General features: G+C 38.7%; 26 protein-coding genes. 12 read left to right on the forward strand and 14 right to left on the reverse strand.

The genetic code is table 11. The features are described 5' to 3' along the window. Positions 1–26: 26 nt before the first annotated feature. A complete protein-coding gene (locus SFB89_RS10055; RefSeq protein WP_331774556.1) occupies positions 27–455 on the reverse strand; it encodes a heme-binding domain-containing protein in 429 nt (142 codons plus the stop codon). A 122-nt stretch (positions 456–577) separates the two neighbouring features. On the opposite strand from SFB89_RS10055, the gene recQ reads away from it, so the two are divergent. Genes recQ through SFB89_RS10075 form a run of 4 tightly spaced genes read left to right on the forward strand, consistent with a single transcriptional unit; the run spans position 578 to position 4,775 of the window. Beyond that, complete coding sequence (recQ, locus tag SFB89_RS10060) at positions 578–2,356, forward strand: DNA helicase RecQ (RefSeq protein WP_331776079.1); 1,779 nt, start codon at positions 578–580, stop codon at positions 2,354–2,356. Continuing rightward, positions 2,343–2,822 (forward strand): Cys-tRNA(Pro) deacylase, encoded by a 480-nt coding sequence (gene ybaK, locus SFB89_RS10065; protein ID WP_331774557.1) that lies wholly within the window; start codon positions 2,343–2,345, stop codon positions 2,820–2,822. Before recQ ends, ybaK begins: the two co-directional genes overlap by 14 nt. 46 nt (positions 2,823–2,868) lie before the next feature. Next, positions 2,869–3,972: an OmpA family protein gene (locus SFB89_RS10070; RefSeq protein WP_331774558.1), complete on the forward strand. Its 1,104-nt coding sequence runs from the start codon at positions 2,869–2,871 to the stop codon at positions 3,970–3,972. A 2-nt stretch (positions 3,973–3,974) separates the two neighbouring features. After that, positions 3,975–4,775: a mechanosensitive ion channel family protein gene (locus tag SFB89_RS10075; RefSeq protein ID WP_331774559.1), complete on the forward strand. Its 801-nt coding sequence runs from the start codon at positions 3,975–3,977 to the stop codon at positions 4,773–4,775. Between the two features lie 48 nt (positions 4,776–4,823). Here SFB89_RS10075 and purT read toward each other — a convergent pair whose 3' ends face one another. Both purT and SFB89_RS10085 read right to left on the reverse strand, forming a co-directional pair. Beyond that, positions 4,824–5,987, reverse strand: a complete 1,164-nt coding sequence (purT, locus tag SFB89_RS10080) for a formate-dependent phosphoribosylglycinamide formyltransferase (RefSeq protein ID WP_331774560.1) — start codon at positions 5,985–5,987, stop codon at positions 4,824–4,826. A 15-nt stretch (positions 5,988–6,002) separates the two neighbouring features. Beyond that, positions 6,003–6,893 carry an aspartoacylase gene (locus SFB89_RS10085; RefSeq protein WP_331774561.1) on the reverse strand — a complete coding sequence of 297 codons (891 nt, stop codon included), beginning with the start codon at positions 6,891–6,893 and terminating at the stop codon, positions 6,003–6,005. 155 nt (positions 6,894–7,048) lie between these two features. On the opposite strand from SFB89_RS10085, the gene SFB89_RS10090 reads away from it, so the two are divergent. After that, positions 7,049–7,702, forward strand: a complete 654-nt coding sequence (locus SFB89_RS10090) for an HAD family hydrolase (protein WP_331774562.1) — start codon at positions 7,049–7,051, stop codon at positions 7,700–7,702. Positions 7,703–7,885: 183 nt separating this feature from the next. Then, a complete protein-coding gene (gene nifJ / locus SFB89_RS10095) occupies positions 7,886–11,449 on the forward strand; it encodes a pyruvate:ferredoxin (flavodoxin) oxidoreductase (RefSeq protein ID WP_331774563.1) in 3,564 nt (1,187 codons plus the stop codon). A gap of 39 nt (positions 11,450–11,488) precedes the next feature. On the opposite strand, the gene SFB89_RS10100 is transcribed toward nifJ, so the two are convergent. Continuing rightward, positions 11,489–11,683, reverse strand: a complete 195-nt coding sequence (locus SFB89_RS10100) for a hypothetical protein (RefSeq protein ID WP_331774564.1) — start codon at positions 11,681–11,683, stop codon at positions 11,489–11,491. 121 nt (positions 11,684–11,804) lie between these two features. Between SFB89_RS10100 and luxS the strand changes: the two genes are divergently transcribed. Then, positions 11,805–12,305, forward strand: a complete 501-nt coding sequence (luxS, locus tag SFB89_RS10105; protein WP_331774565.1) for an S-ribosylhomocysteine lyase — start codon at positions 11,805–11,807, stop codon at positions 12,303–12,305. 16 nt (positions 12,306–12,321) lie between these two features. Here luxS and SFB89_RS10110 read toward each other — a convergent pair whose 3' ends face one another. Both SFB89_RS10110 and SFB89_RS10115 read right to left on the reverse strand, forming a co-directional pair. Continuing rightward, on the reverse strand, positions 12,322–12,729 hold the full coding sequence (locus SFB89_RS10110; RefSeq protein ID WP_331774566.1) for a hypothetical protein: 408 nt from the start codon (positions 12,727–12,729) through the stop codon (positions 12,322–12,324). Beyond that, positions 12,719–13,105: a DUF1294 domain-containing protein gene (locus SFB89_RS10115; RefSeq protein WP_331774567.1), complete on the reverse strand. Its 387-nt coding sequence runs from the start codon at positions 13,103–13,105 to the stop codon at positions 12,719–12,721. Before SFB89_RS10115 ends, SFB89_RS10110 begins: the two co-directional genes overlap by 11 nt. Positions 13,106–13,209: 104 nt before the next feature. On the opposite strand from SFB89_RS10115, the gene dut reads away from it, so the two are divergent. The 3 genes from dut (at position 13,210) to SFB89_RS10130 (ending at position 16,212) form a co-directional block, all read left to right on the forward strand. Then, positions 13,210–13,899 carry a dUTPase gene (gene dut / locus SFB89_RS10120; RefSeq protein WP_331774568.1) on the forward strand — a complete coding sequence of 230 codons (690 nt, stop codon included), beginning with the start codon at positions 13,210–13,212 and terminating at the stop codon, positions 13,897–13,899. A 98-nt stretch (positions 13,900–13,997) separates the two neighbouring features. Continuing rightward, positions 13,998–15,608 (forward strand): inorganic phosphate transporter, encoded by a 1,611-nt coding sequence (locus SFB89_RS10125; protein ID WP_331774569.1) that lies wholly within the window; start codon positions 13,998–14,000, stop codon positions 15,606–15,608. A 61-nt stretch (positions 15,609–15,669) separates the two neighbouring features. Next, positions 15,670–16,212, forward strand: a complete 543-nt coding sequence (locus SFB89_RS10130; protein WP_331774570.1) for a transglycosylase SLT domain-containing protein — start codon at positions 15,670–15,672, stop codon at positions 16,210–16,212. Positions 16,213–16,247: 35 nt separating this feature from the next. Here the strand turns inward: SFB89_RS10130 and SFB89_RS10135 are convergent, their stop codons facing one another. Both SFB89_RS10135 and SFB89_RS10140 read right to left on the reverse strand, forming a co-directional pair. Next, positions 16,248–16,793, reverse strand: a complete 546-nt coding sequence (locus SFB89_RS10135) for a 6-carboxytetrahydropterin synthase (RefSeq protein ID WP_331774571.1) — start codon at positions 16,791–16,793, stop codon at positions 16,248–16,250. A gap of 76 nt (positions 16,794–16,869) precedes the next feature. Then, positions 16,870–17,727 (reverse strand): AraC family transcriptional regulator, encoded by an 858-nt coding sequence (locus SFB89_RS10140; RefSeq protein ID WP_331774572.1) that lies wholly within the window; start codon positions 17,725–17,727, stop codon positions 16,870–16,872. 118 nt (positions 17,728–17,845) lie between these two features. On the opposite strand from SFB89_RS10140, the gene SFB89_RS10145 reads away from it, so the two are divergent. Next, the gene (locus SFB89_RS10145; protein ID WP_331774573.1) at positions 17,846–19,015 is read left to right on the forward strand and encodes an aminotransferase-like domain-containing protein; all 1,170 of its coding nucleotides are present in this window, start codon (positions 17,846–17,848) and stop codon (positions 19,013–19,015) included. Positions 19,016–19,067: 52 nt separating this feature from the next. Here the strand turns inward: SFB89_RS10145 and SFB89_RS10150 are convergent, their stop codons facing one another. Next, positions 19,068–20,069 (reverse strand): YfdX family protein, encoded by a 1,002-nt coding sequence (locus SFB89_RS10150; RefSeq protein ID WP_331774574.1) that lies wholly within the window; start codon positions 20,067–20,069, stop codon positions 19,068–19,070. Between the two features lie 177 nt (positions 20,070–20,246). Between SFB89_RS10150 and SFB89_RS10155 the strand changes: the two genes are divergently transcribed. Next, positions 20,247–21,002 carry a helix-turn-helix domain-containing protein gene (locus SFB89_RS10155; RefSeq protein ID WP_331774575.1) on the forward strand — a complete coding sequence of 252 codons (756 nt, stop codon included), beginning with the start codon at positions 20,247–20,249 and terminating at the stop codon, positions 21,000–21,002. Here SFB89_RS10155 and SFB89_RS10160 read toward each other — a convergent pair. The 5 genes from SFB89_RS10160 to bla form a co-directional block, all read right to left on the reverse strand. Next, positions 20,999–21,421: a RidA family protein gene (locus SFB89_RS10160; protein ID WP_331774576.1), complete on the reverse strand. Its 423-nt coding sequence runs from the start codon at positions 21,419–21,421 to the stop codon at positions 20,999–21,001. The genes SFB89_RS10155 and SFB89_RS10160 overlap by 4 nt on opposite strands. After that, the gene (locus SFB89_RS10165; RefSeq protein ID WP_331774577.1) at positions 21,418–22,632 is read right to left on the reverse strand and encodes a pyridoxal phosphate-dependent aminotransferase; all 1,215 of its coding nucleotides are present in this window, start codon (positions 22,630–22,632) and stop codon (positions 21,418–21,420) included. The genes SFB89_RS10160 and SFB89_RS10165 overlap by 4 nt, the downstream gene beginning before the upstream one ends. A gap of 117 nt (positions 22,633–22,749) precedes the next feature. Then, entirely contained in the window at positions 22,750–23,337 is a 588-nt protein-coding gene (locus SFB89_RS10170; protein WP_331774578.1) for a mobile mystery protein B, read from the reverse strand. Next, the gene (locus SFB89_RS10175) at positions 23,334–23,708 is read right to left on the reverse strand and encodes a hypothetical protein (RefSeq protein ID WP_331774579.1); all 375 of its coding nucleotides are present in this window, start codon (positions 23,706–23,708) and stop codon (positions 23,334–23,336) included. Before SFB89_RS10175 ends, SFB89_RS10170 begins: the two co-directional genes overlap by 4 nt. Before the next feature lie 287 nt (positions 23,709–23,995). Next, complete coding sequence (bla, locus tag SFB89_RS10180; RefSeq protein WP_331774580.1) at positions 23,996–24,904, reverse strand: class A beta-lactamase; 909 nt, start codon at positions 24,902–24,904, stop codon at positions 23,996–23,998. Positions 24,905–25,149 lie beyond the last annotated feature (245 nt).

Raw genomic sequence — 25,149 nt, forward strand, 5'->3', positions numbered from 1 at the left:
TCACCCTCTTAAAAGTGGGCGTGATTTTATTTGTCTCCAAAAGTTGCCTTGAGTCCTGCAACCAAATCTGCGCGTTGTTGTGCACTAAGACGCGCCTTTTTATGCATCCACGGATACATGAACATCGGCATATCGCCCTCTTTTACTTCTGAGGCGGCCTCATCTCCTTTGTTGCGTTTTTGTACACCCCATGCTGAGACATTAAAATGATCGCGTCCCTCTTGGACATCACTATAAACGAGCCAAGAAATAGGCGCAATTTTACTATAAAGTGGCCACTTGGTTTCAAAACTATGACAATCAGCACACGCATTGGCAAAGAGTTTTTTTGTTCTTGGGCTGTCCCATTTTGGGGTGCTAATGATGGCAGGATTGGTGTGATTTTTCCCATAAGGGATGAATTGAATCAGTATCGCCAAAACGATGATTGAAATCAAAATTTTTGTTTTATTCATAACGCGTCCTTAAATTTTAGATTGACAATTATAAACACACAAAATGAAATGAAAATGAAAAAGTTAAAATGCTATAATAATCACTCATCTTAATTATATTGGAGATTTAAATCAAACAAATACTGCACCAATTTTTTGGTTTCAACGAATTTAAACCCCTGCAAAAAAAGAGTATTGAAGCTATCTTATCCAAAAGAGATTTGCTCACAATCTTGCCAACAGGGGGAGGAAAATCACTGTGTTATCAACTCCCTGCAATCATGCAAAAATCAGAGCTTACCATCGTCATCTCTCCCTTGATTGCCCTCATCAATGATCAAATCATCAATCTGCGCAACAACAATATCCAAGCAGACAAGCTCACAAGCGAATTGAATGAACACCAGATGCAAGAGGTTTATGAAAAAATCCGCAACAAGCAAATCTCACTCTTATATGTATCGCCTGAGCGTGCCGTTATGGGAAGTTTCAAGCAACTCTTGCGTCACAATGCTGTTAGTTTTATTGTGATTGATGAAGCGCATTGCGTGAGTGAATGGGGACATGAATTTCGATTTGATTATCGAAAACTTCACTATCTCAAAGAAGAATTTCCACACATCCCCATCGCCGCTTTTACTGCCACAGCGACTGATCTTGTTGCCAAAGATATTATAAAATCTCTCAAACTCAATAATCCGGTCCTTCTAAAGGGGAGCTTTTTTCGCAAGAATCTTTTGCTTAGTGCCAAAAAACGGCAAGGCAATGGAAGAGTGACTTTGCTCAAATTTTTAGAAGCATACCAGAATGAGAGTGGCATCATCTATACCTTCACACGAAAAGAGAGTGAAGCTTTGGCACTCTTTTTACAATCCAAACACTTAAAAGCCAAAGCCTATCATGCTGGAATTTCCAGTGAAGAGAGGCATGCCATCCAAAGTGCGTTTATCAAAGATGAGACGAAGATTATCGTAGCCACGATTGCCTTTGGTATGGGCATTGATAAAAGTAATGTCCGATTTGTCGTGCACATGGATTTGCCAAAAAGCATTGAGAGTTATTATCAAGAGATTGGGCGTGCCGGACGAGATGGCTTAAAAAGTGCGTGTTTGTTGCTCTATTCCAGAGGTGATGTGACGCGAAAATCTGAACTACTTGAGAGCATCGAAGATGAGCGCTACAAAAATTTAGCCAAAAACAAAATCGAAGCACTCTATCATTATGCCAGCGCGACACAATGCCGCCACAAAATATTGGTGAACTATTTTGAAGAGGAGATGGAAGATTGTCTTAGTTCGTGTGATAATTGCAAAAAAGAGCCACATGAGGCAATCGATATCACACGCGAAGCCCAAATGTTTCTCTCGGCGATGTATCGCAGCAATCAGAGTTTCGGGCACGCTTATATCATCGATATCCTAAGAGGCGCACGGGGCAAAAAGCTTTTGGATAACCATCATGATACGCTAAGCGTCTATGGTATCGGGAAATCCATCAGCAAGCAGAGTTGGGAACTCATTGTTGATGCACTTTTTGAACACAATGCAATCAAAAGAGGAGAATATCGAGAACTTCTCATCACTTCACGGGGACGTGACATCCTAAAAGGCAGCGCCAAAGTGTCGGTCAGAGATGAGATTTTTGCCAGCGAAAAAGAGGATAATCTCAACCAAGAGGTCACCATCAAAGATGAAAATTTTGAAGCATTAAGAGCACTGAGAACCAAGATTGCCAAAGAGATCAACCTCCCTGCGTATGTTGTATTTTCAGATGCCACCCTCAAAGAGATGGCACAAAAACTCCCTCATGATAGCGATGCCTTGCTACAAATCAACGGCGTCGGTCCAAGTAAACTCGAAAAATACGGCACGCAATTTTTACAAAAGATACAGGAGATAAGAACGCATCATGAAAAAGAGTAACGCCGCTAGAATTTTAGACCAACACCACATCGAGTATGAACTCTTCAGCTATCAAGTCGACCCCAATGATTTGAGTGCGACACATGCAGCTGAATCTTTGCAACAAAATCATGAAATTGTCTTTAAAACGCTCGTAGTTTGTGATGAAAATCAAAGACCAATAGTCGCATGTATTCCAGCTGATTATGAATTGGATCTCAAAGCACTAGCCAAAAGTGCAAACTGCAAAAAATGCACCATGTTGCCATTAAAAAATCTCTTAAAAACTACCGGCTATCTTCGTGGGGGTTGCTCTCCTATTGGGATGAAAAAACAGTATAAAACTTTTATGCATCACACCGCACTTCAATACGACAAAATACTGATTAGTGCGGGCTTGAGAGGGTTACAGCTCTACCTCAACCCTCGGGATTTACAGAACATTATAGAGATAGAATTTGAAAACTTGTGCATTATAAACGTATAACAATTTAAAATTATGATATAATCACTTAAACAATATGGAGGAATCAATGAAAAAATTAGTTTTTGTTATGCTACTCGCAAGCAGTTTTGCATTTGCCGGTAATTATAAATATGAAATCACCCCAATGATAGGTGGAGTACAACCCGAAGGCAACATGGATATTAAAAGTCACTTGAGTTATGGACTCAGATTTGGTATCAATGTTGAAAAATCTGTCATCGACCAAGTAGAACTTGGATATGAGCGATCGGATAAAGTAGAATATAAATTTACTAACATGAAAACAGATATTGATAGATTATTTGTCAATGTGCTTAAATTTTACCCAATCAAAAAAGACCTTTCATTTTATGCTCTCGCAGGAGCCGGTTATGAAAATCTCGAAAATCACTTCACTAGCAATGGAGATAGTGGTTTTGTAAATTATGGTGTTGGTCTTAAATATATGTTAAAAGATGAGATGGCAATCCGAGCAGAAGTTCGCCACGCTATCAACTTCAAACATGGGGATAACAACCTCTTTTATAATGTTGGCTTTAGCATTCCATTTGGTAAAAAAGCAGAGCCAGTAGAATACAAACCTGAGCCCGTAGCAAAAGTCGCACCAAAACCTGCACCTGTTGTTGTTTTGGATGATGACAAAGATGGTGTCATCAATGAAAAAGATGCCTGCCCCAATACTCCAATGGGTGTTCAAGTGGATGAAAAAGGATGCGAATTAGACAGCGATCATGATGGTGTCGTAAACAGTCAAGACCAATGTCTTAATACTCCAGCAGGCAATGTTGTCATGGCTGATGGATGTGAAAAAGTAATCCATTTAAAAGTAGAATTTGCATTTGATAAAGCTGATGTACCTGAGAGTTATATGAGCAAAATAAAAGAAGTGTCAAACTTCATGTCAATCAACAAAACCTACAAAGTCATCCTAGAAGGTAATACTGACTCCATTGGTAGCAAAAAATACAATCAAGCACTCTCTGTAAAAAGAGCAAAAGCCGTAGCGGGTGCACTTGAAACACTCGGTGTTGCATCGAATAGAATCATCACAAAAGGTTTCGGAGAGATGAATCCTGTAGCCAGCAACAAAACAGCAGAAGGACGAGCACAAAACAGAAGGGTTGATGCAAAATTCAATAAAGGTGAATAGTAATGGACTTCAATCTTGACTCTATACTAAGTATTTTAAGCGTCTATGGGCTCAAGCTCATAGGCTCAATACTTATATTTTATATTGGAAAAAAAGTTGCAAAAATATTGACGAAATTTTCACGAAAAGCGATGGATAAAGCCAAGCTTGATGTGACAATTTCACAATTCATCGGCAATGTCGTTTACGGTGCCCTACTTGTCTTTATCATACTAGCAGCACTTAGCAACCTTGGGGTCAATACCACCTCTTTCATCGCTGTTTTAGGTGCCGCCGGTTTGGCTGTTGGTTTGGCATTTCAAGGGACACTCTCAAACATCGGTGCGGGAGTTTTACTGGTCTTTTTCAGACCGTTTAATGTAGGCGATTTTATTGATGCGGCTGGTGTGATGGGTGTGGTTGAAGAGATTAATCTTTTTAGTACCCTCATGAAAACTGGAGATAACAAACAAATCATTATCCCAAATTCATCAATCATCGGAAAAAACATTATCAACTACTCCAAAAAAGAGACCCGTCGTGTGGATTTCGTCTTTGGCATTGGTTATGATGATGATCTCAAACTTGCTAAAACAACGCTTCAAGAAATCATTGATGCTGATGAGCGTGTCTTAAAAGACCCAGCCTCTCTTGTCGTTGTGAGTGAATTGGCCGACAGTAGTGTCAACTTCACCGTTCGTGCTTGGGTTAAAAGTGCGGATTATTGGGGAGTTTATTTTGATACTATCGAAAAAGTCAAACTGACGTTTGATGAGAAAAATATTTCGATTCCTTACCCTCAGATGGATATCCATCAGAATTAATACAACCAATTGGGAGAAGTACGCTTCTCCCAACAACCTCTCGCTTTTTTAATTATCTTTTATCTTTTTTATTAATTCTCGTGCCTTTTGTAGCGCTGCTGCAACTTTATCAAAAACAAGTACCACCGCCAAACGTCGCCCTTGGTGCGCTTCTGGTTTCCCAAATACTCGCACAAAAGAGTTATTGCTAAACAATGTATCATCCACATTGATAACCGGTGCAATAGCATCATGTTCAGATTTAAATGCGCCACTTGCGCCCTCACCATAAAAAGTAAATCCCAAAGGCAACCCTAAAATCGCTCGAAGATGCAGAGCAAACTCACTTTGACTTTGTGTGATGAGTGTCACCATCCCGGTATCATGAGGGCGTGGACTCACTTCACTAAAGTAGACATTATCCCCTTTGACAAATAGTTCTACCCCAAAAATCCCACGTCCTCCAAGCCCATCGGTAATCGTCTTGGCAATCTCTTGTGCGCTTTTTTTGGCATGAGCACTCATCTGCATCGGTTGCCATGAAAAAACATAATCCCCATCGCGTTGTTCATGACCTATGGGTTCGCAAAAGATGGTTTCATGTTCATGGCGCGCGGTGAGCATGGTGATTTCATAATCAAAATCAATAAACGCCTCGACAATCAAGGCACTCGCATCACCTCTGGCCTCTTTGGCTTTTTCCCAAGACATGGCAATATCTTCAGGCTTTTTGGCGATACTCTGTCCATGTCCAGAGCTACTCATGACGGGCTTTATCACACAAGGAAATCCCAACCTCTTCGCGGCTTCTTCTAACTCCTGCAACGTGCTCACAAACTCATAAGGACCGGTTTTAACTCCCAGTGTTTCGGCTGCAAATTGACGGATATTTTTACGATTCATAGTCTTGTTCACCGCATCAGCATTAGGAATGACACAAAAGCCCTCTGCCTCAGCATCATAAAGTGCTTCAATACTAATTGCTTCAATTTCAGGCAAGATAAAGTCAGGCTTTTCCCGTCTTATAATCTCCAAAATTGCATCACGATCTTGCATGTCCACCACATAACTTCGGTGTGCGACATGATGTGCTGGAGCATTTTGGTAACGATCTACTGCGATAACCTCAAGTCCTAAGCGTTGGGCTTCTATGGTGACTTCTTTGCCCAATTCACCTGAGCCTAAAAGCAAAATACGTTTTGAATTTGATTGTAATGGAGCTGAAAATTGCATCGTGATGGTTCCTTTTTATGACACTTTTATTGTTTTTTTCTCTGCGAAACACATCGCAAAGCCTTTTTCGTAATACGCCGCCTCGTTGATAAACAAGGCATAAACATCCGCTTCTTCTTCATAGTAGATAACCCTGCCTTCTAAATCAATAAACAAAGGATCTCCTTTTTGAACTTTTATATAACCATGGTCTTGAAGATTTGGATGCACAGCAGCCTTAATTTCTCCCTTTTTATCTCGCGGGAAATCTACCAATTTGATATGATTATAAATCTCAATTTCTTTTGGAAGTGTCTCTAGCGTGTTATTATTATATTTTTCAAAAAAATCTAAAATCTTTTGTACTAATGTTTCTGTTTCAAAAAATAGATCTGCTCGCAATACTCCCTGAGGAATCGGGCCTACTTCTATGGCAAATCCATTTGGGGCGATTGAATTGACAAAAGAGACTTCAGCAGTATCTCCCTTCCACCTAAAAATATGTAGCTTAGGCTCATGAACACTCAAATAGGCAGCCAATTTCCAAACCAATGGACTATCATTGTCGATAATAATCGAAAGTCCCATATCTGAAGTCGTAGAATGTAAATCAACGATAAAATCAACATGAGGATTTTTTGAACCTTTGGGTCCGAGTTTTTCATTGAGATTTTTTGCCAAAATATCTTCATACGTACACCGACTCGGATCGGCTAAATCTTGCGTCACAAACGTACGATTTAAATCTTTATCAACATAGCGAGTACACTGCTTCATCGCACCCAAATTCGTATGCATGAAAAGTGTTTCAAAATTGCTCCGCTTCACCAAGTCTGGATTTTTAAAAAATTTCTTTATAAGATACACTCCGGTGAGTTCATTACCATGGGTACCGCCGGTTATAGCCACGGTTTTGATTTTACGCATTATCTTCCACCCCACCCCATACTTTTTTATAGAATTATAGCCTAAAAACCCATAGAGAGGCCTAAATAAGGACGTATTCATATAAAAATTACAAAAAATAATCATTTAATCAGCTCCACTATAGTATAATCTCAAAAAAATCATAAGGGATTGTATTGACTGCGACAACCATACTCTTTGATCTTGATGGGACCTTGATCGATTCTACTGATGCTATTTTAGAGAGCTTTCATACGAGCTTCAAACAATGCAACTTCTCATCTCCTGATGATACCGCAATCAAATCCTTGATTGGGCATACACTTGAGGATATGTATCTACAATTGGGTGTCCCAAAAGAGGAACATCAGCGTATCATCGCCGCATACAAAGAACATTACCGACAAATTTCACGAGCACAAACATTACTTTTGCCTTATGCAAAAGAAGCCTTAGAAGCTGCCAAAACATTTGCAACACTAGGGGTTGTGACGACAAAAACCAAGCGTTATTCATTAGAATTATTAGAACATCTGGGCATTTTAGATTATTTTACTAGTATAATAGGTAGAGAAGATGTACAAAATCCCAAGCCTCATCCTGAACCGGTACTTAAAGCTATTGCTATGCTGCATGCTGAGAAAGCATCTACCTGGATGGTTGGCGATACGATTTTGGATATACAAAGCGCTAATCAAGCGGGGATTCAGTCATGTGCTGTCTTGTGTGGATACGGCATGAGAGAAGATTTAGAGCAACAAACCTCTCATATATCACAACACTCACACGATGCAGTTCAATTGATTTTAAGAAATTCTAATTTATTATAAGGAGTTTAGACTATTTAGATAATATAAAAAAAGTAAACTAGTGTTTTTCATTGCTCAATTCTTAACAAAATATAATATAGAATATGGCATTTATGAATTATTAAGATTCTAGAAGTAGAATAATCGAAATCATTTGTTTAAAGTTAGACTGCAATAAAATGAAATTTAAAAAAGGGGAACATTATGGCTAAAGTCATGAAAACGATGGACGGAAATGAAGCAGCAGCTTACGCTTCATACGCTTTTACGGAAGTTGCGGGTATATACCCTATCACACCTTCTTCACCTATGGCAGATCATGTTGACATCTGGGCATCACAAGGAAAGAAAAATCTATTTGGAATGCCAGTCAAAGTAGTAGAAATGCAAAGTGAAGGTGGGGCAGCCGGAGCAGTCCATGGATCACTCCAATCTGGAGCATTGACAACAACTTATACTGCATCTCAAGGATTATTATTAAAAATTCCTAATATGTATAAAATGGCGGGACAACTTCTACCAGCGGTCATCCATGTCGCAGCACGATCACTTGCCACCCATGCTTTATCAATTTTTGGCGATCATCAAGATGTCTGTGCCGCTCGTGCAACTGGTTTTGCTATGCTTGCTTCAAGCTCAGTTCAAGATGCTATGGATTTAGGTGGTATTGCCCATTTAGCAGCAATCAAAGGTAGAGTACCATTTTTGCACTTTTTTGATGGATTTAGAACCTCACATGAAATTCAAAAAATTGAAGTGATGGATTATGCAGTTTTCGATAGACTTCTTGATAAAGAGGCTGTTGCACAATTTAGAACTGAAGCATTAAATCCTGAAGCACCAAAGACAAGAGGAACAGCACAAAATGATGATATCTACTTTCAAGGTAGAGAAGCTCAAAATAAATATTATGAAGCCGTACCTGATATCGTAGCAGATTATATGAACGAAATTTCAAAAGTTACCGGTAGAGAGTACAAACCATTTGTCTATTATGGTGACCCTGAAGCTGATCGCATTATCATTGCTATGGGTTCTGTCAATGAAACGATTAAAGAAACCATCGATTATCTAAGAGAAAAAGGTGAAAAAGTTGGTCTGATCAATGTCCATCTTTACCGTCCATTTAGTCTCAAATACTTTTTTGATGTTATGCCAAAATCTGTCAAAAAAATCGCAGTATTAGATAGAACAAAAGAACCAGGTAGTTTAGGCGAGCCTCTCTTTTTAGACGTTAAATCTGCATTTTACGGCAAAGAAAATGCTCCTATTATCGTCGGAGGACGTTTTGGTCTCTCTTCAAAAGACACCAATCCAGCTCAAATTATCGCCGTATACAAAAATCTTGAAGCCACTGAGCCAAAATCTGACTTTACCATCGGTATTGTCGATGATGTGACTTTCAAATCACTTCCTGCAGGAGAAAATCTATCCCTTGGTGGTGAAGGTATTGTCGAATGTCTCTTCTATGGTTTGGGTGCTGATGGTACCGTTGGTGCCAACAAAAACTCCGTTAAGATTATCGGGGATAAAACCGATCTTTATGCACAAGCTTATTTTGCTTATGATTCAAAAAAATCAGGCGGTTATACCAGAAGTCACTTACGATTTGGAAAAACTCCGATTCGATCCACTTATCTCGTGACGCGCCCTGACTTTGTCGCCTGTTCTGTGGCTGCTTATCTTGATATCTATGATGTATTAGGCGGTATCAAAGATAACGGTACCTTCTTGCTGAACTCCATCTGGGATGCCCAAGAAACTGCCAAAAGAATTCCTAATAAAGTCAAAAAAATATTGGCAGAGAGAAATGTCAAATTTTATGTCATCAACGCAACTAAAATCGCACGAGAAATAGGACTGGGCAATAGAACCAATACGATTATGCAATCTGCCTTCTTTAAACTTGCCAATATCATCGATTACACTGAAGCTAAAAAGTTCATGAAAGAATTCGCACATAAATCTTATATCAAAAAAGGTGAAAATATTGTCGAGATGAACTACAAAGCAATCGACAGTGGAGAAGCTGGATTAGAACAAGTTACCGTCGATCCTGCTTGGGCGACACTTAAAGAAGAAGTCTCTTTGGCCGTTCCTAGCAAATATACTGGAAGTAAATATGTAGAAAGCATTTGTAAACCTATGAATGCCGCATTGGGAGATGAATTACCGGTCTCTGTATTTATGCAACATCCTGATGGTACCGCAGAAAATGGCTCAACCGCTACTGAAAAACGTGGCGTTGCGACGATGGTTCCTGAATGGAAAGAAGAGCACTGTATCCAATGTAACCAATGTGCATTTGTCTGTCCTCACTCTGTCATCCGACCATTTTTGATTGATGATAAAGAGCTTGCCGATGCTCCAGCTGGTGTGAAAAATCATGTCCTTGATGCCAAAGGGAAAGAGCTTAAAGGATTGAAATATAAAATCCAAGTTTCTACTCTCGATTGTACCGGATGTGACCTTTGTGTCGAAATTTGTCCAACAAAAGAAAAATCTTTGGTTATGGTGCCAATCAACCAAGAACTCGACAAAGGCGAACAAGAAAATGCCGATTATCTCTTTAAAGAAGTCACCTACAAAGATGATCTTGTCAACAAAGCAACCGTCAAAGGTTCACAATTTGCACAACCGCTACTCGAATTCCATGGCGCATGTCCAGGTTGTGGTGAAACACCGTATATCAATCTAGCCACACAACTTTATGGGGATCACATGATGATTGCCAATGCCACTGGTTGTTCATCAATCTATGGCGCGTCTATGCCATCAACCCCTTATACGACCAACGACAAAGGTCACGGACCAGCATGGGCCAACTCTTTGTTTGAAGATAATGCAGAATTTGGTATGGGTATGCATATTGCCAATGAAACCATTCGAAATAGAGTGGCAAACATCATGGCTAACTCCATCCAAGAAGTTCCAAATGCAATAGCAGCATTTTATAAAGATTTCCTTGAATTTAAAGATGATAGAGAAAAAACAGCAGAAATCAGAGACAGACTCGTGCCACTTCTAGCAGAACATTTGGATATCCCAAGTGTCGCAGAACTTTACAGTTTGAAACGCTACATCGCCAAAAAATCTCAATGGATTGTCGGTGGTGACGGTTGGGCTTATGATATCGGTTATGGTGGACTAGATCACGTGAGTGCCAGTGGTGAAGATGTCAATATCTTGGTACTTGATACCGAAGTATACTCCAACACCGGTGGACAAAGTTCAAAATCATCACGTAGTGGTTCGGTTTCAGAATTTACAGCATCAGGTAAACCTGTACAGAAAAAAGATCTCGGTTACATCACCATGACTTACGGAAATATCTATGTTGCGCAAATCAACTCCAATGCATCACAAGCACAAACATTAAAAGTGATGAAAGAAGCAGAAGAGTATCCTGGTGTCTCTTTGGTCATCGCATATTCTCCATGTATCGCTCATGGTATCAAGGGAGGATTGGCAAAATCAGGAAACCAAGCAGAACTTGCAACCAAATGTGGTTACTGGCCAATTTATACGTTTGACCCAAGATTGATGAAACAAGGTAAAAATCCTATCAAAATCAGCGGAAAAGAGCCTGATTGGGATCTTTATGAAGAGTTCTTGATGCACGAAGTACGCTATGCGTCACTCAAAAAATCTCACCCTGAACATGCCGCATTGATGTTTGAGAAAAACAAAAATGATGCAAAATTTAGATGGAGACAATTGAAACGAATGGCAGCCGCTGACTATTCTGACGAAGCAGAAAAAGAATAAGAAAAAAGACGAGCCGAAGAACAATCTTCGGCTCACCTATTATAAACCTAAAGTAGCTTTCACCTCAGCATTACTCTTTACCAATTCACCACTTTCATGAATCACTCTGGGAATACATGAGGTACAAATCAGCACTTCTTCTCCCCCGCATAACGCTTTCACATAGACACGTTTTTCGCCATCATCACTCGGTGATAAACAGACATTACAAACTTGAACATTGTTGATTTCCATCTTTTTTCCTTTAAGTGTTTTTGATTAATCTTTGTATTATAATAAAAATATATAAAAATACAATTGAGCTATATCAATTATTTTAGTATAATTCAAAAAAACATTACAATAAGGATTTTTTATGCCACTACTCGATAGTTTTACTGTTGACCACACCATTATGCCAGCCCCTGCGGTGCGTGTTGCTAAGCACATGAAAACACCATCAGGAGATGAAATCACGGTCTTTGACCTTCGTTTTTGTCATCCTAATAAAGAGATACTTCCGGAAAAGGGCATCCATACCTTGGAGCATCTTTTTGCTGGATTTATGAGAAATCATCTCAATCATGATGGTGTAGAAATCATCGATATTTCACCGATGGGATGTCGTACTGGTTTTTACATGAGCTTAATCGGAGACCCAAAAGAGCAAGAAGTTGTACAAGCGTGGAAAGACTCGATGCATGATGTCCTAGCAGTGAAAAGTCAAAATGATATACCCGAACTCAACCTTTATCAATGCGGCACTTATAAAATGCACTCCCTTGATGAAGCGAAACAAATCGCCAAAGATATTTTAGATAAAGATGTCGGTGTGATGAATAATGAAGATTTGAAATTGGATCTATCTAAAATTTAAAAATACGCAACATGATTTATTTGGTGGAAAATTCTAATTTTTCACCAAATCCAAACCGATTATCGGTAAATTTGATATATGAGATTTCAATACACCAAAGTTTTGGAACCATCACAGAGGCATAGGGAAATCTCAAAAGATACGCTTGAGACTCTTTCATCCTCGCCTTTCTCCAGATTCCTTGAAATTGCACTCCTTGTATTTTACCAATCTCCTGAGTCTCCAGATGAATCGTTCCGGCGACATGATGATTTTTGGACACCATGGCGATGTGTTTGCTCTCACCTTTTGAGGCGATGATAAAACGAGCAGGCTCGTCTAAAAATGCATAAAAACAACTGGCACTATAAATTTCCTCTTCTGAGCAAAAGGCACAACTGAGCACATGATGGTGATCAATGAAATCTAGAATTCTATTGTCCACGTAACGCTTCTATTCCATGGGCTATTTCGGGAAGATTTTGTATGATGAGATAACTTGCCACGACATAAAGCACTAAAATCGCAAACTGTATGCCAATAAACATTTTGTGATGCGTTTTGTGCCGAAACAATACAATACCCAACATCACTCCTAATCCACCGCCAATGAATGCGAGAAAATGAAAGCTCATCTCTGGTACACGCATACGCTCTTTTGTTGCATTAAATTTATCAATACCAAACAAAATAAAAGCGAAGATACTCACCGTAACAAAATACCAGACAAGAATAGGAATGCTTGGCATAAAATAATTAGAAGTAAAAGCAATCAATGCAAATAACAGCATTGTGAAAATTCTAAGCCCATTGGTACACATATCAATCCTTTTATTTATATATTATAACACCTGTCATTAAATTGTTTTTAAATAAATGGTATAATTCAGGCCGCAGATAATGAAAAAAGGAGAAAGATATAAAAATGCATGATTATTTAAAAGAGATGTTTTTATTGCAACAAAAATTAAATGATGAAACCAATGGTATTGGCTGGGAAAATGGATATACTAAAAATGATAAAATGATTAATTGGAAACGTTGTATTTATATGGAATGTGCTGAACTGATAGATAGTTTTAGTTGGAAACATTGGAAAAATATAGATGCGCCAATAGACTGGGAAAATGCTGTGATTGAAATCGTCGATATTTGGCATTTTATCATGAGCTTATTACTTGAGGATTACAAAACCAACAATAAAGGCGGTATCGATAAACTGGTTCGTGATATCACAGATGTGCACGGTTTTGAAAAATTCACAAAAGAGCCATATAGTCTGGGCAATGTCTCCTCTATGGAAATCATCAATGACATTGAGAAGATTATCAACAGAACAACAAGCTATAACATGGATATTTATGATGGATTGTTGCGAGATTATTTTACATTGGCGCTCAAATGCGGCGTTAATTTGAAAATTTTATACAAATACTACGTTGCTAAAAATGTACTCAACAAATTTCGACAAGACCACGGATACAAAGAGGGGACTTATAAAAAAGTCTGGAATGGCAAAGAAGACAATGAAGTCATGCTAGCGATTTTAGAGAAAAAACTTCCAAGCCCCGAAGCACTTTATCAGGAATTAGAAGCCGCTTATCAAGCAATTTAATAACTAATTTATTCTAAAACTATATTTTGTTCACCACCAAAGTGACTTTTTATAGTTCTTAGAATATAATTTCTCTACACAAACACCAAAGGAATTGTATGAAATTTTCATCTGTCAAAATCTCCAAAGAATCAAAACATAAAAAATTGATAGATGTATATAAATTTTTTGGTGCTTTGCTCTTCATCCTCATGATAGTCTGGTATGCAACCACACTCACTCAAGGTATTTCGCAGCCAATTTTATTGTTAGTAGCGACTATCTTTGGTGGCTATATGGCACTTAATATCGGGGCTAATGATGTCGCAAACAATGTAGGACCGGCCGTGGGGTCTCAAGCCATCACGATTCTTGGAGCTGTGATTGTAGCGGGACTCTTTGAAGCCTTAGGCTCATTTATTGCAGGAGGAAATGTCGTTGGTACGATTAAAAGTGGCATTATCAATCCCAACTTGATTCAAGAAACCAGTACGTTTGTTTGGTTGATGATGGCGGCACTACTAGCAGGGGCTATCTGGCTCAATCTAGCCACAGCTTTTGGAGCGCCCGTCTCAACAACCCACTCTATCGTCGGCGGCGTAATGGGTTCAGGCTTGGCTGCTGTGGGTTTTCATATGGTCAATTGGTCCAAGATGGGAGCCATTGTCTCAAGTTGGATTATCTCACCACTTTTAGGTGGTATTATTGCTGCCGTTTTTTTAATTATAATCAAAAAAACTATCGTTTACAAAGAAGACAAGCGCCTCGCTGCTAAAACAATGGTGCCGATTTTATTAGCACTGATGACCTGGGCATTTAGCACGTATATCATCTTAAAGGGTCTCAAAAAACTTGTCCATCTCAATTTTTCTATTGCTGCATTTATTGGATTACTCGTCGCTATTGTAGTCTATTTTTATACCCGCTCTTCAATCATAAAAAAAGCCGATACTCTTGAAAATACACGAAAGGGTATTAATAAACTTTTTAATATTCCGCTTATTTTCTCAGCCGCACTGTTGAGTTTTGCACATGGTTCTAACGATGTCGCCAATGCTATCGGTCCTTTGGCAGGTATCTATGATGCACTCGCAACGGGCAATATTATATCAACAGCGCACATTCCACTATGGGTTATGGCAGTAGGTGCAATCGGTATTGTCGTAGGACTCTCTTTATACGGACCCAAACTCATCAAAACAGTCGGCAGTGAAATCACGGAATTAGATCAAATTCGAGCGTTCTGCGTCGCCATATCCGCAGCACTCACGGTCATCATTGCCAGTCAATTAGGATTGCCCGTCAGTTCTACTCACATTGCTATTGGCGCCGTATTTGGAGTGGGTTTTTTGCGAGAATATCTCATGAGAAATCCCGTCAAAGAGACAGAAGCTGAGATTGAACAGCACAAAATTGACACAGAGATGAATAAACTTGAAGAGTATAAACACGCCCTGGAGTCTCTTGGAAAGCTCAAAAAGGTTGATCCAATTTTGGTAAAAAGTCTCATGACAAAAATCAATGAAGAGAAAGCCATCATCAGAAATATCCACGAAGGAGAACTTGAACTCAGTAAAATTGAGAAAAAAGCGATCAAAGCAGTCAAAAAACACGAACTAGTTAAACGCTCTGCACTTAAAATGATCATTGCCGCATGGTTGATTACCGTTCCTGCTTCTGCTCTATTATCGGCTATGTTTTACTACATGTTACGCGGGATGCTTTTATAGATTAATATTTTATTAAGCTTGTCATGATATAATCCACCAAAATTTTCTAAAAAGGTAAATAATGAAAAATATTTTTTCATTATTTCTTAGAAACTTTTTTATAATATTGATTGTTTCAACTTCTAGCCTGGTTGCCTCAAACCTCTCCCCTCAGCAAATAAAAACACTGAAATTAGTAAAAGAGATCGCAAAACAATATCCAAACAAAAGTGGAGAGACTTTTGAATACACAGCCATGTCAATCTGTATGACTGAGACCAGTGCTGGCATTTTTAAAGTTGGAGATATCGGCAAAGATCCCAATATCTTCAAAGCATCCCTTGGCATCATGCAAGTTCGGTTACAAACTGCGAGATTCATAGCAGAAAAACTTCAATTGCATGACATCCTCAAGATGAGTGATGTCGTTTTGGTCAATCGACTCTTAGGTGATGACCGGTTTAATATCTATGTCGCTGTGCAATATTTGGTATGGCTCAATGATTATACGAAAAATTATTTTCGAACCGTTAGTCGCTATAATGGTGGTAATTACAATCACACCTATTATAATAAAGTAATAAGAAATATGCGTTTTATTCAAAACATAAAAGATTTAAACTAGAGATTTTTCTCTGGTTTAAATCTTTCAAAATATCTTTAATTTGGTTTGGCGTAAACAACGCTTTTGCTTTTTGGGGTTTCTAGAAATTCAACACTAGAGACCCTCACCCCAATTTTGTTCATTTTTTCTTGTATGATTTCCATCAACCAAGTCGAAATATTTTCACTTGTTGGTACAAAATCCACGATAATATACCCCTCATACATCTCAAAAATATGTCTTGGCTCTTGTTGTATGACACTAAAATCAACCGTTTTAAATCCAGCATCATGATCAATGAGGTTCTTTTTATCACTAAAATGTGGCAACAGTGTCTCAAAGAGAGGATCATGAATATCGATGAGAAATTTGTGATCTAATGTATCGTCCAAAAATTGTTTGAACCAGTTGAGATGCCCAAAATCTGTCACCATTCCCTCTTGCAACACATCGCTTTGCAGGTGAATGATAATCTTGCCCTGATGACCATGAAGATGTCTGCATGTAAAGCACGTTTTCATCGCGAATTCTTGATCTAAAACCTGAGACCACACGCGGTGACCATAACAAAAATCAAACTCTTTTGAAATTTCCCAAAACATTATAGCTTCCTTTCTAAAAGATAATTATACTCAATCATATTAAAATTATTGCTTTGATGGCACAAAGTTAGCCGTATCACTTATAGCGTATCGGAATATAAAAATCCAATTCAAACTGTTCATCTTCACGAATAAAATGATTTTTATGATAAATAGCGATGGAGGGAAAATGCACTTTTTCATACGTGGAATGGGGAAGCCATTTGTAATAAATATAATCCATATATTTCATCAAATCCCCATATTTTCCCTGCAGTGAAAATTTTCCGCAAAAAAATCTAGGAATTTCCATGATACCAATTTCACCGCTACGATAATATTCTCCTGTGGCGTCTAGTTCCAAACAAGCCACATAATGGCACTCCTCTTTTTTGACGATATTAGGATTGCTATGATGCAGGCCTATCATCGTTGTATTCTCAAATGAGAGATGATTATTCCTGGCCCATTCACCAAGTTGATACCACGCTTGCCGGATGCTACGATCATACCCTTTGTGTCGGATGTATGCCACTTTTCTCTTTTCAAAATACCCCAATGAGACCTCTAAAAATTGGATTTCTTCAATATTTTGATTGATACTTTTTGGGATGTCAATCTCGCGCCACTTCGTCGGTGTGACACCAAAACAATCCTTAAATGCGTGCGTAAATGAAGCATTGGAGACAAAACCATACTCTTGCAAGATTTCAGTAATCGTTGAATCGGGATTAAATAACAGGGCATTAGCACAGTGTTCCAACCTAACGCGACGAATATAAGCATGCAGACTCTCACCGGTGACTTTTTTAAACACTCTATTACAATGAAACGGTGACATAGAAACACGCGCAGCCAATGAGGCGACACTATTTTCTTTTGATACATCCTGATGAATATAAAAAAGGATTTCATTGACACGTTGAGAATAATCTTGTTGTGTATTTTTCTTCATATTGCAATTATAGCACATTTCGACAAAATAATAATCATATTTTTTGTAGTCTTTTTCATAAAATCACAGTAATATAAGACATTACTTCATAAGATATTAATCCCATAAGGACATTTGAATGAATATACGATTTGCCAATAGAGTAACAAGCGCGCCGAGATCTTTTACTAGAAAGATACTCGATCTCACAAAGGATACATCTGTCATATCTTTTGCCGGTGGATTACCTGATGTCACCCTTTTTCCGCATGAGCTGATCAAGAGTGAGCTTGATCATATTTTGCAAGCTGACAATAAAACCATCTATCAATACAGTCCCGCCTCTGGCGTCGTAGAACTTCGAGAAGAGCTTGCTAAAGGATATCAAAATAGCAATGCCGAAGAGATTTTATTAACCAATGGCTCACAACAAGGCTTGGATCTTATCTGCAAAGCATTCATCAATGAAGGCGATGCTATTGTCGTAGAATCTCCGAGTTATTTGGCTGCACTCAATCTCTTTGCGCTGTATAATCCTGATATTATCGAAGTAAAACTCTCCGCCAATGGCGTCGATACTGAACAATTAGAAGAGATTTTTAAAACCAAAAAACCAAAATTTTTCTATGCCATTCCAACTTTTCAAAATCCTACCGGATGGAGTTGGGATCAAAAAACACGTGAAGAAGTCGCGCGTCTTGCAAAAAAATATGACATCATCATCATTCAAGATGGTCCTTATGATGCCTTGCGATATGAAGGAGAAAATCCTATAGGATTTGATACCCTTCTACCGGAGCAAACGGTCAATTTGGGAACCTTTTCTAAAACGTTGGTACCGGATTTTAGAATCGGATGGATGCGTGCCAATAAAGACCTTATCTCTGTATTTAAAGGCTTGAAAGAGAGTACAGATTTGCAAAGTTCAAAAGTGTTTCAATATGTTGCGGCTAATATTCTCAAAAAAGGGAAACTTCCTGCGCACATCGCAAAAATCAAAGCCACCTATAAAACCAAAAGAGATACTATGGTCAAGGCGCTCAATGAGCACTTTGGATCAATCATTGATTTAGAAATTCCACAAGGTGGGATGTTCCTTTGGATTAAATTTCCTGATGATATTGATACGATGAAGATGTTCGATGCGGCCGTCAAAGAAAATGTTGCCTATGTTCCAGGAAGCGTATTTTTTAGAGATCAAGGCATCAGTTCTTATGCAAGACTCAACTACACCAATGCAACACTAGATGAAATAAAAACCGGAATCAAAAGCCTCAAAAAGGCTTACCAAACCTACACCAGCAAATAATGTAATAACGGGGAGTGCGACACTCCCCACCATCTCACTGCGCGTACTTTTGTCAATAAGCGTCTGTTTCTGATTTGTGCGCAAAATTGACGATATCTTTATCCTCTTCTTTTGTCGCATTTTTATGCGCTACTTTAGTGTGATTCCATACTGAATCTGAATCTAACTTTCGGCTCTCTTTTCGCGTTATCATGAGAACATGATTGAAATATTGTTTGAGATCATGATACAACTTATCCACTTTGTTATTGGCTTTGATTCCTGCTTTGAGATCCTCTATCATGATAGTGAGCTTTTGGTACTCTTTTGCATGTTTTGAAGTGTATCCTAAAAGAAGTGTTTTTTGTAATGATTGCGTTGCTCTATCCAGCCAGGCAAGGGCATCTTTTTGATGGCTTTTATCGAGTTGTGAAGCCATTAAGACACTATTTTGGGCATCAAGTAAAGATAACGGCATCAGCGTATGTCGCCCCTCAATCATACTCAGCCCCATCATGAGCTCTCGCAATGCCTCTTTTTGTTTGCCTTTGTGAAGCAATTTTGTTGCGATTTTAGTCACGTCTGGATACAAATCCATCGGCAAGTAATATGTCGTGATATCCAGTTCATCCCGTAGCGGTGCCAACAGCTCCCTTACAGATTGCAAATGATTCTCTTGTAACATTTTCTTTGCAATTTGTAATGAGGCTTGGATATCTTTCACCGAACCGTTAAATTGATACATATAAACATCATTGCCAATAGGTACTAATCTAAGATCTGGATTGTTTTTGAGTGCCACATCAAAATCTTTGGTGGCTCCAGCTAATAATTTTGATGCGTCATCGGCTTTGTTGGCACGCAAATCACGCATCGCTTCAAAAGTTTTGTGCAGTCCTTTTAGCGCATCTGAAGAAGCAGATTCAATCTTCTTATTTTGCACTGACAGCTCTTTTTTGATGAAGGATTTCGTCTCAGAATTTTTGAGATTTTTGTCCATACTCGCAGATCCAAAAGCAGAAACACTCCACAAAACGGAAACACTTAGGGCAAAAACCAAAGCTTCTTTTTTCATGTTGACTCCTTATGACGTTTGATTTTAAAATACTATCACCCCCAGACAAATAATCTTTTAATATAATATAAATAATTTTTAAATTTTTCATATCATGACAATAAGAAAATATAATATTTTTTTAAGAAATCCGCTATATAATAGCATCATGAAAGAGAGAAAAATAGGAAAATTACAGTGATTGACTCGATCAAAACAGCATCGTTTGAGCTCAATATCCTCGATCGTGTTTCAACCAACTACAAACTCCACACTCATGAAAATATCTGTATGTGTGCCATCAGCCAAGGGGAGATGCTCTTTTTTCATGATGGTGAAAACATCCTATTAAAACCTGCAGAAATTATTGTTTTCAACACCAATCAACCGCACTGTTTGAAAGACTATCATGATATCACGCGCTATTATATTTTACATCTCTACAAAGAGGCGCAACTCTTGCCCAAAATCATCAAAGAACCCTCATGCTATGAACAATTTCTCACCTTTTGTACACACGCACTAAATGGAACATCTGATGGGTTTATCGATACCTTTTTAAAAGAGTATCAAGCCCCATTACCCCATGCAAATTTCGATGATGACTTTGAGAAAATCAAAAACTATATTGATGCCAATCTAGAGCAGAGCTTATCGCTTGAAGCACTCGCACAAAAGACAAAACGCAACCGCAGTTATCTCTCACGAGGATTCAAAAAAAAGTATGGACTCTCCCCCAGCCGTTATATCTTCAACAAACGCGTACACCGCTCTAAAACCATGCTTGATGAGGGCAAAGATATCACACACATTGCCCTCGAGCTTGGATTTTGTGATCAATCCCACTTCTACAAAGCCTTTAAATCCATCTTTTCTATTACTCCAAATGAATACAAACAGATGAAGCGACGCCAAGAAATTGCCCCGCTTCTTAACGATCACGATGACGTTTAGATTTTAGAAACACCCGCAACCAAAGCAATCTCAACCGGTGCATTTGATGGCAATGTCGCCACACCAATAGCCGCACGACTTCCGATGCTCGCTTCTCCAAGCTTTTCAGCTAAAAGTGCTGATGCAAAATCTGCGATTTTTGAATGCTCCAAAAAATCCTCTGCTGCATTGATATAAACGTTTAATTGTAAAATAAGCGTGATTTTTTCATCTTCTTGCACTAAAGCAAGCGCGGCCGTAAGCGAATTGGTTGTCGCCTGCTTTACCGCCTCTTGATAATGCTCCAAAGGGTACGCTGCTGTTATCTTTCCAGAGTATTGCAACACTCCTTGCACACGCGGTGTCATCCCTGAGGTATAAATCACATCATGATAACGCACAGCGGGACGATAGAGCCCTTGAGGTATTGGCTGATTCATTTTTTATACCTTTGTACCATACTTACAATCCGTTTTGCCGCCGCGACTGCATTATCATGATCTTGGGAAAAGTTTAGACGCACACTATCATGAGTCGTGGGTCCAAATTCAGAACCGGGCGTGACAATCACACCGGCTTGATGGCGCAATAATCTGACAAACAAAGTGATATCTACATCCAAAGGGGGCAATTTTGGAAAGAGATAACTACCCGCTTGCGGTTTTGCGGTGATAAGTCCGGCTGTATTGAAAATCTCCAACAAATCATCGCGTATGGCTTCATGCTTTTGGATACGCTCTTGCAACCAACCAGGCGTCTCATCAAGCCAGCCCGATAATACCGCTTGATTGTATCCAGCAGCCCGCAAAGAGACGATGGCTTGCAAGCGCTCCATTCGCTCAATCAACGCCGCACTCCCAAAGGCAACGCCCAGACGAAAACCGCTGAGCGATTCGGTTTTGGAAGGCCCCATAATCGTGATAATATTCTTAGGCACGCTCTCACAAGCGCGAAGATGTGTATAAGACTCCCCACTGTAAAGCAAGCGAGAATAGAGCTGATCGACAATCACACTCACATCATATTGCCGCGCAAGTGTTGCGATTTTGTTGATGCTCTCTTTGGAGTAAATCACCCCTGTGGGATTGTTAGGAGTTGAAAATACCAAAACCTCCACCCCCTCTTTGAAAGCACGCTCGAGTGCTTCTAAATCGGGTCCATTTTGCGATTGACCTTTGCCATAGTGCAACGGAATCGGCACGACAATCCCACCAAGATAAGTCACTATTTTACGATTTGCAAAATAATCAGGCGCAATCACAGCGACTTTTGTATCCGCTCCGACTAGCGCACCTAAGGCCAAAAAGAGTGCCCCTTGTGTACCCGGTGTGATAATCAACTCAGAATCAGCCGCGATGGCACGCCCGGTAAATGCACCCAAGCGCTCGGCTAAGCCTTGTGCTATCTCTGCAGATCCTCTATATTGGGTGTAAGCTTGCGCGGCTCCTTTTTGATACCCCTGCATCCACAGTGCATCTGACCCAGGTGTCGGAGCAAAAGCATCAACATCGCCATGAGAAAAATCCACCAGTACCCCGGCAATCTTTTCGCCTCGCATCATCGAATCAAGATTATCAATCTTTTGACGCCCCTCTTGCCCAGGCGCATTGTCTGCTCCGATTGCTTTGAACTTTTCATCTAGTGTCATCATGTCCTTTTCCTTTTATATCGTACTGTTTTTATGTCTATCATGATAACGGATTTTGAAACTTTAGTATTGTACGATATTGACTTTTGAGGTGGGTGAACAAAGAAAAATCATCGAATTTTATGTTTGTTTTTTCTCAAACATAAAAGTTTTTAACCCATCATACACTCCCTCATCAGCCTCTTTCAATGACCTGATATATGCTCTCCTAGAAACGGATACTTGTGTGATATTTCCACCCCAAGATAGCGCCTCATGTCCCATTTTCAACAGCCATAGATCAGTCACAAGTCGGGCCCATCTTCCATTGCCGTTTATAAAAGGATGAATTTTTACTAATGTATGATGCAAATGCGTCGTCGTATCTTGATAATCCCACTCTTTTTGCCAAAATTTTAAATCATCTTGCAACTGATATAAAGATTGATGAATCCTATGAGCTGGCACTCCTATCGAAGTTTGAGTAGTGCGAAAATCACCTGCCCAGCTCCATACATCGCCCAACATGTCTTTATGAAGTTTACAAAATAAACTAAGATTAAATTCTATCTTCTTCAGTTTTGAGGGAATCAATGTATAGTGAATATACGCTTTCAAAATATTTTGTGCTTCCGCCTCATCTAATTCTTTGCGTGAAGTTATCTTTTTGAGTTTTAATCCCGATATATCATCAAGAGGAGTTTCTCCCTCTTTGTCAAATGTAATCATCCCCATATCTGTGATTTTGGCATCTTAGCGATTATAGCTTTGGCTTGGATTAGCATCTTTTTTTGTGCTTCATCATCGACGGCTTGATCTTCTAAAGCCGAAGTTTGTATCACCCTTTTCACCATTTCATGCGCCTTTTTCTCGATTTGTGAACGATATAGTGCTTTGGGTGATTTTTTAGATTTAATCGTAATCTCACAATCCAAAGCTACTGCAATCTTCTCTAAAGTTCCAAATGCGACATCATTCCCTGCAAACACCCGCTTAACAGTTGCTATCCCAACATGGGAGCGCAAGGCTATGGACTCATAAGGGATATTCAGTGCTTGTTTTTGTTTTTTCAATACATCTAAAATAATTTTTTTATACATGAAGCATCCTTTTAGTATCAATTATGATACTATTTTATTTTAGCAATATATCATATATGATACTATATTGTCAAGACAAAGGAGGAGGATGCTTTTTAGTTATTTTGTATTTCCCTAATACTAATAATATATTTGTTCTACTAATTGAAAGAAGTAGAACACCTATTGCACTCTTTTCTAAATGCTACATTTTTTACACTTGAAAACTAATTAGAATAGGGGTTTTAAGCATATGTAAGAAAATCGCGAGTCGAGCCTTGAGCCCTATTATATAGTTTGAACACTTGTTATTTATAAAGCGCAAAAATCTCTCGGCCTATTTGTGCAATTGCTTTGTTCCGTTGGTCAAATGATGCTTTTGTTTGAGTTAAGTAAACAGCAATAATTAAAGGCTTATGTGTTTTTGGCCAAACAATAGCAGTTATCCCCCGGGAGCCATATCCTCCAGCACCTGAGCGATCTGCAATCACCCAATTATTTGGAAGTACAGAGCGAAACAAGCTGTTTGCGACTTTATTCTCCATCATCCATTTTTTTAACTGTGCTTTCGATGAATCTGATAATACATCTCCAAAAAGCAGAAGATGTAAACTTTGCGTTATAGCATGCGGCGTTGTTGTATCTCTAACATCCCCTTCAAGAGCTTCATTAAGATCTGGTTCCATTCGATCCAACTGAGTAGTGTTATCGCCAATAGTTTGCATAAACAATGTCAGAGCTTTTGGACCACCTATTTTCTTCAGAACGATATTGGCAGCAGTATTGTCACTCATGGTCATCATCGCACTGCATGCCTGTTTTAAAGTAAATTTTTTTCCTATATAATTTTTAGTTATTGGTGACCATTCGATAAGTGATTCCTTTTTAATAAAGGTGTAAGGATTAAGCAATAGTTTCTTTTTTTCGACATCATGAAGCATCTTAGCACAAGCTAAAGTCTTAAATGTACTCATCAAAGGAAAACGGGAACCCCCTCTATAGCTCCATAACTCTTTTTTCATATCGACATCATACACAGAAATACCCACACGGGCACCCAGCTTTTTTTCAATACTTATAATTTTATTCTCAAGGCCCCTATAATTGATTCCATCAACTTGACTTATTTTGGGAACTTGCTCATGATGTATAGAATCGCTACACCCCAATAAAGATCCAATGATAAAAATTAAACCGATTAATTTTAACGCACCCATTTATCTTTCCTTCAAAAGGATATCCAAGGAACCAGAGTTTACTCTTTGACTTTAAACTATATTTAGGAACTTTTCTTTATCTTATTGGCTCTTATTTCTTGGGAATTTTAAAAAATTTTATCAATCTTTTTGCCATAAGTCAAGCTTTAATTCAAATGCCCCATAAATAGATGGCTGTAGAGATAATAATAAAGAAAAAATGAGAGTTTAATTTTTTTGACTCAACCCGATTTTGTTATAATATC

Origin of the sequence: Sulfurospirillum sp. 1612 (assembly GCF_036556685.1) — a bacterium.
In the GTDB taxonomy this organism is placed as follows: Bacteria; Campylobacterota; Campylobacteria; order Campylobacterales; family Sulfurospirillaceae; genus JAADIZ01.

What these genes read in the sequence shown, in the direction of transcription:
- ybaK (WP_331774557.1), top strand. Translation starts at nt 2,343, where the DNA reads ATGAAAAAGAGTAACGCCGCTAGAATTTTAGACCAACACCACATCGAG.
- purT (WP_331774560.1), bottom strand. Translation starts at nt 5,987, where the DNA reads ATGCAATTTTCAGCTCCATTACAATCAAATTCAAAACGTATTTTGCTT.
- SFB89_RS10150 (WP_331774574.1), bottom strand. Translation starts at nt 20,069, where the DNA reads ATGAAAAAAGAAGCTTTGGTTTTTGCCCTAAGTGTTTCCGTTTTGTGG.
- SFB89_RS10055 (WP_331774556.1), bottom strand. Translation starts at nt 455, where the DNA reads ATGAATAAAACAAAAATTTTGATTTCAATCATCGTTTTGGCGATACTG.
- luxS (WP_331774565.1), top strand. Translation starts at nt 11,805, where the DNA reads ATGCCACTACTCGATAGTTTTACTGTTGACCACACCATTATGCCAGCC.
- SFB89_RS10100 (WP_331774564.1), bottom strand. Translation starts at nt 11,683, where the DNA reads ATGGAAATCAACAATGTTCAAGTTTGTAATGTCTGTTTATCACCGAGT.
- bla (WP_331774580.1), bottom strand. Translation starts at nt 24,904, where the DNA reads ATGGGTGCGTTAAAATTAATCGGTTTAATTTTTATCATTGGATCTTTA.
- SFB89_RS10170 (WP_331774578.1), bottom strand. Translation starts at nt 23,337, where the DNA reads ATGATTACATTTGACAAAGAGGGAGAAACTCCTCTTGATGATATATCG.
- SFB89_RS10115 (WP_331774567.1), bottom strand. Translation starts at nt 13,105, where the DNA reads ATGTGTACCAATGGGCTTAGAATTTTCACAATGCTGTTATTTGCATTG.
- SFB89_RS10175 (WP_331774579.1), bottom strand. Translation starts at nt 23,708, where the DNA reads ATGTATAAAAAAATTATTTTAGATGTATTGAAAAAACAAAAACAAGCA.
- SFB89_RS10160 (WP_331774576.1), bottom strand. Translation starts at nt 21,421, where the DNA reads ATGAATCAGCCAATACCTCAAGGGCTCTATCGTCCCGCTGTGCGTTAT.
- SFB89_RS10135 (WP_331774571.1), bottom strand. Translation starts at nt 16,793, where the DNA reads ATGTTTTGGGAAATTTCAAAAGAGTTTGATTTTTGTTATGGTCACCGC.
- dut (WP_331774568.1), top strand. Translation starts at nt 13,210, where the DNA reads ATGCATGATTATTTAAAAGAGATGTTTTTATTGCAACAAAAATTAAAT.
- nifJ (WP_331774563.1), top strand. Translation starts at nt 7,886, where the DNA reads ATGGCTAAAGTCATGAAAACGATGGACGGAAATGAAGCAGCAGCTTAC.
- SFB89_RS10125 (WP_331774569.1), top strand. Translation starts at nt 13,998, where the DNA reads ATGAAATTTTCATCTGTCAAAATCTCCAAAGAATCAAAACATAAAAAA.
- SFB89_RS10140 (WP_331774572.1), bottom strand. Translation starts at nt 17,727, where the DNA reads ATGAAGAAAAATACACAACAAGATTATTCTCAACGTGTCAATGAAATC.
- SFB89_RS10085 (WP_331774561.1), bottom strand. Translation starts at nt 6,893, where the DNA reads ATGCGTAAAATCAAAACCGTGGCTATAACCGGCGGTACCCATGGTAAT.
- SFB89_RS10075 (WP_331774559.1), top strand. Translation starts at nt 3,975, where the DNA reads ATGGACTTCAATCTTGACTCTATACTAAGTATTTTAAGCGTCTATGGG.
- SFB89_RS10165 (WP_331774577.1), bottom strand. Translation starts at nt 22,632, where the DNA reads ATGATGACACTAGATGAAAAGTTCAAAGCAATCGGAGCAGACAATGCG.
- SFB89_RS10070 (WP_331774558.1), top strand. Translation starts at nt 2,869, where the DNA reads ATGAAAAAATTAGTTTTTGTTATGCTACTCGCAAGCAGTTTTGCATTT.
- SFB89_RS10130 (WP_331774570.1), top strand. Translation starts at nt 15,670, where the DNA reads ATGAAAAATATTTTTTCATTATTTCTTAGAAACTTTTTTATAATATTG.
- SFB89_RS10145 (WP_331774573.1), top strand. Translation starts at nt 17,846, where the DNA reads ATGAATATACGATTTGCCAATAGAGTAACAAGCGCGCCGAGATCTTTT.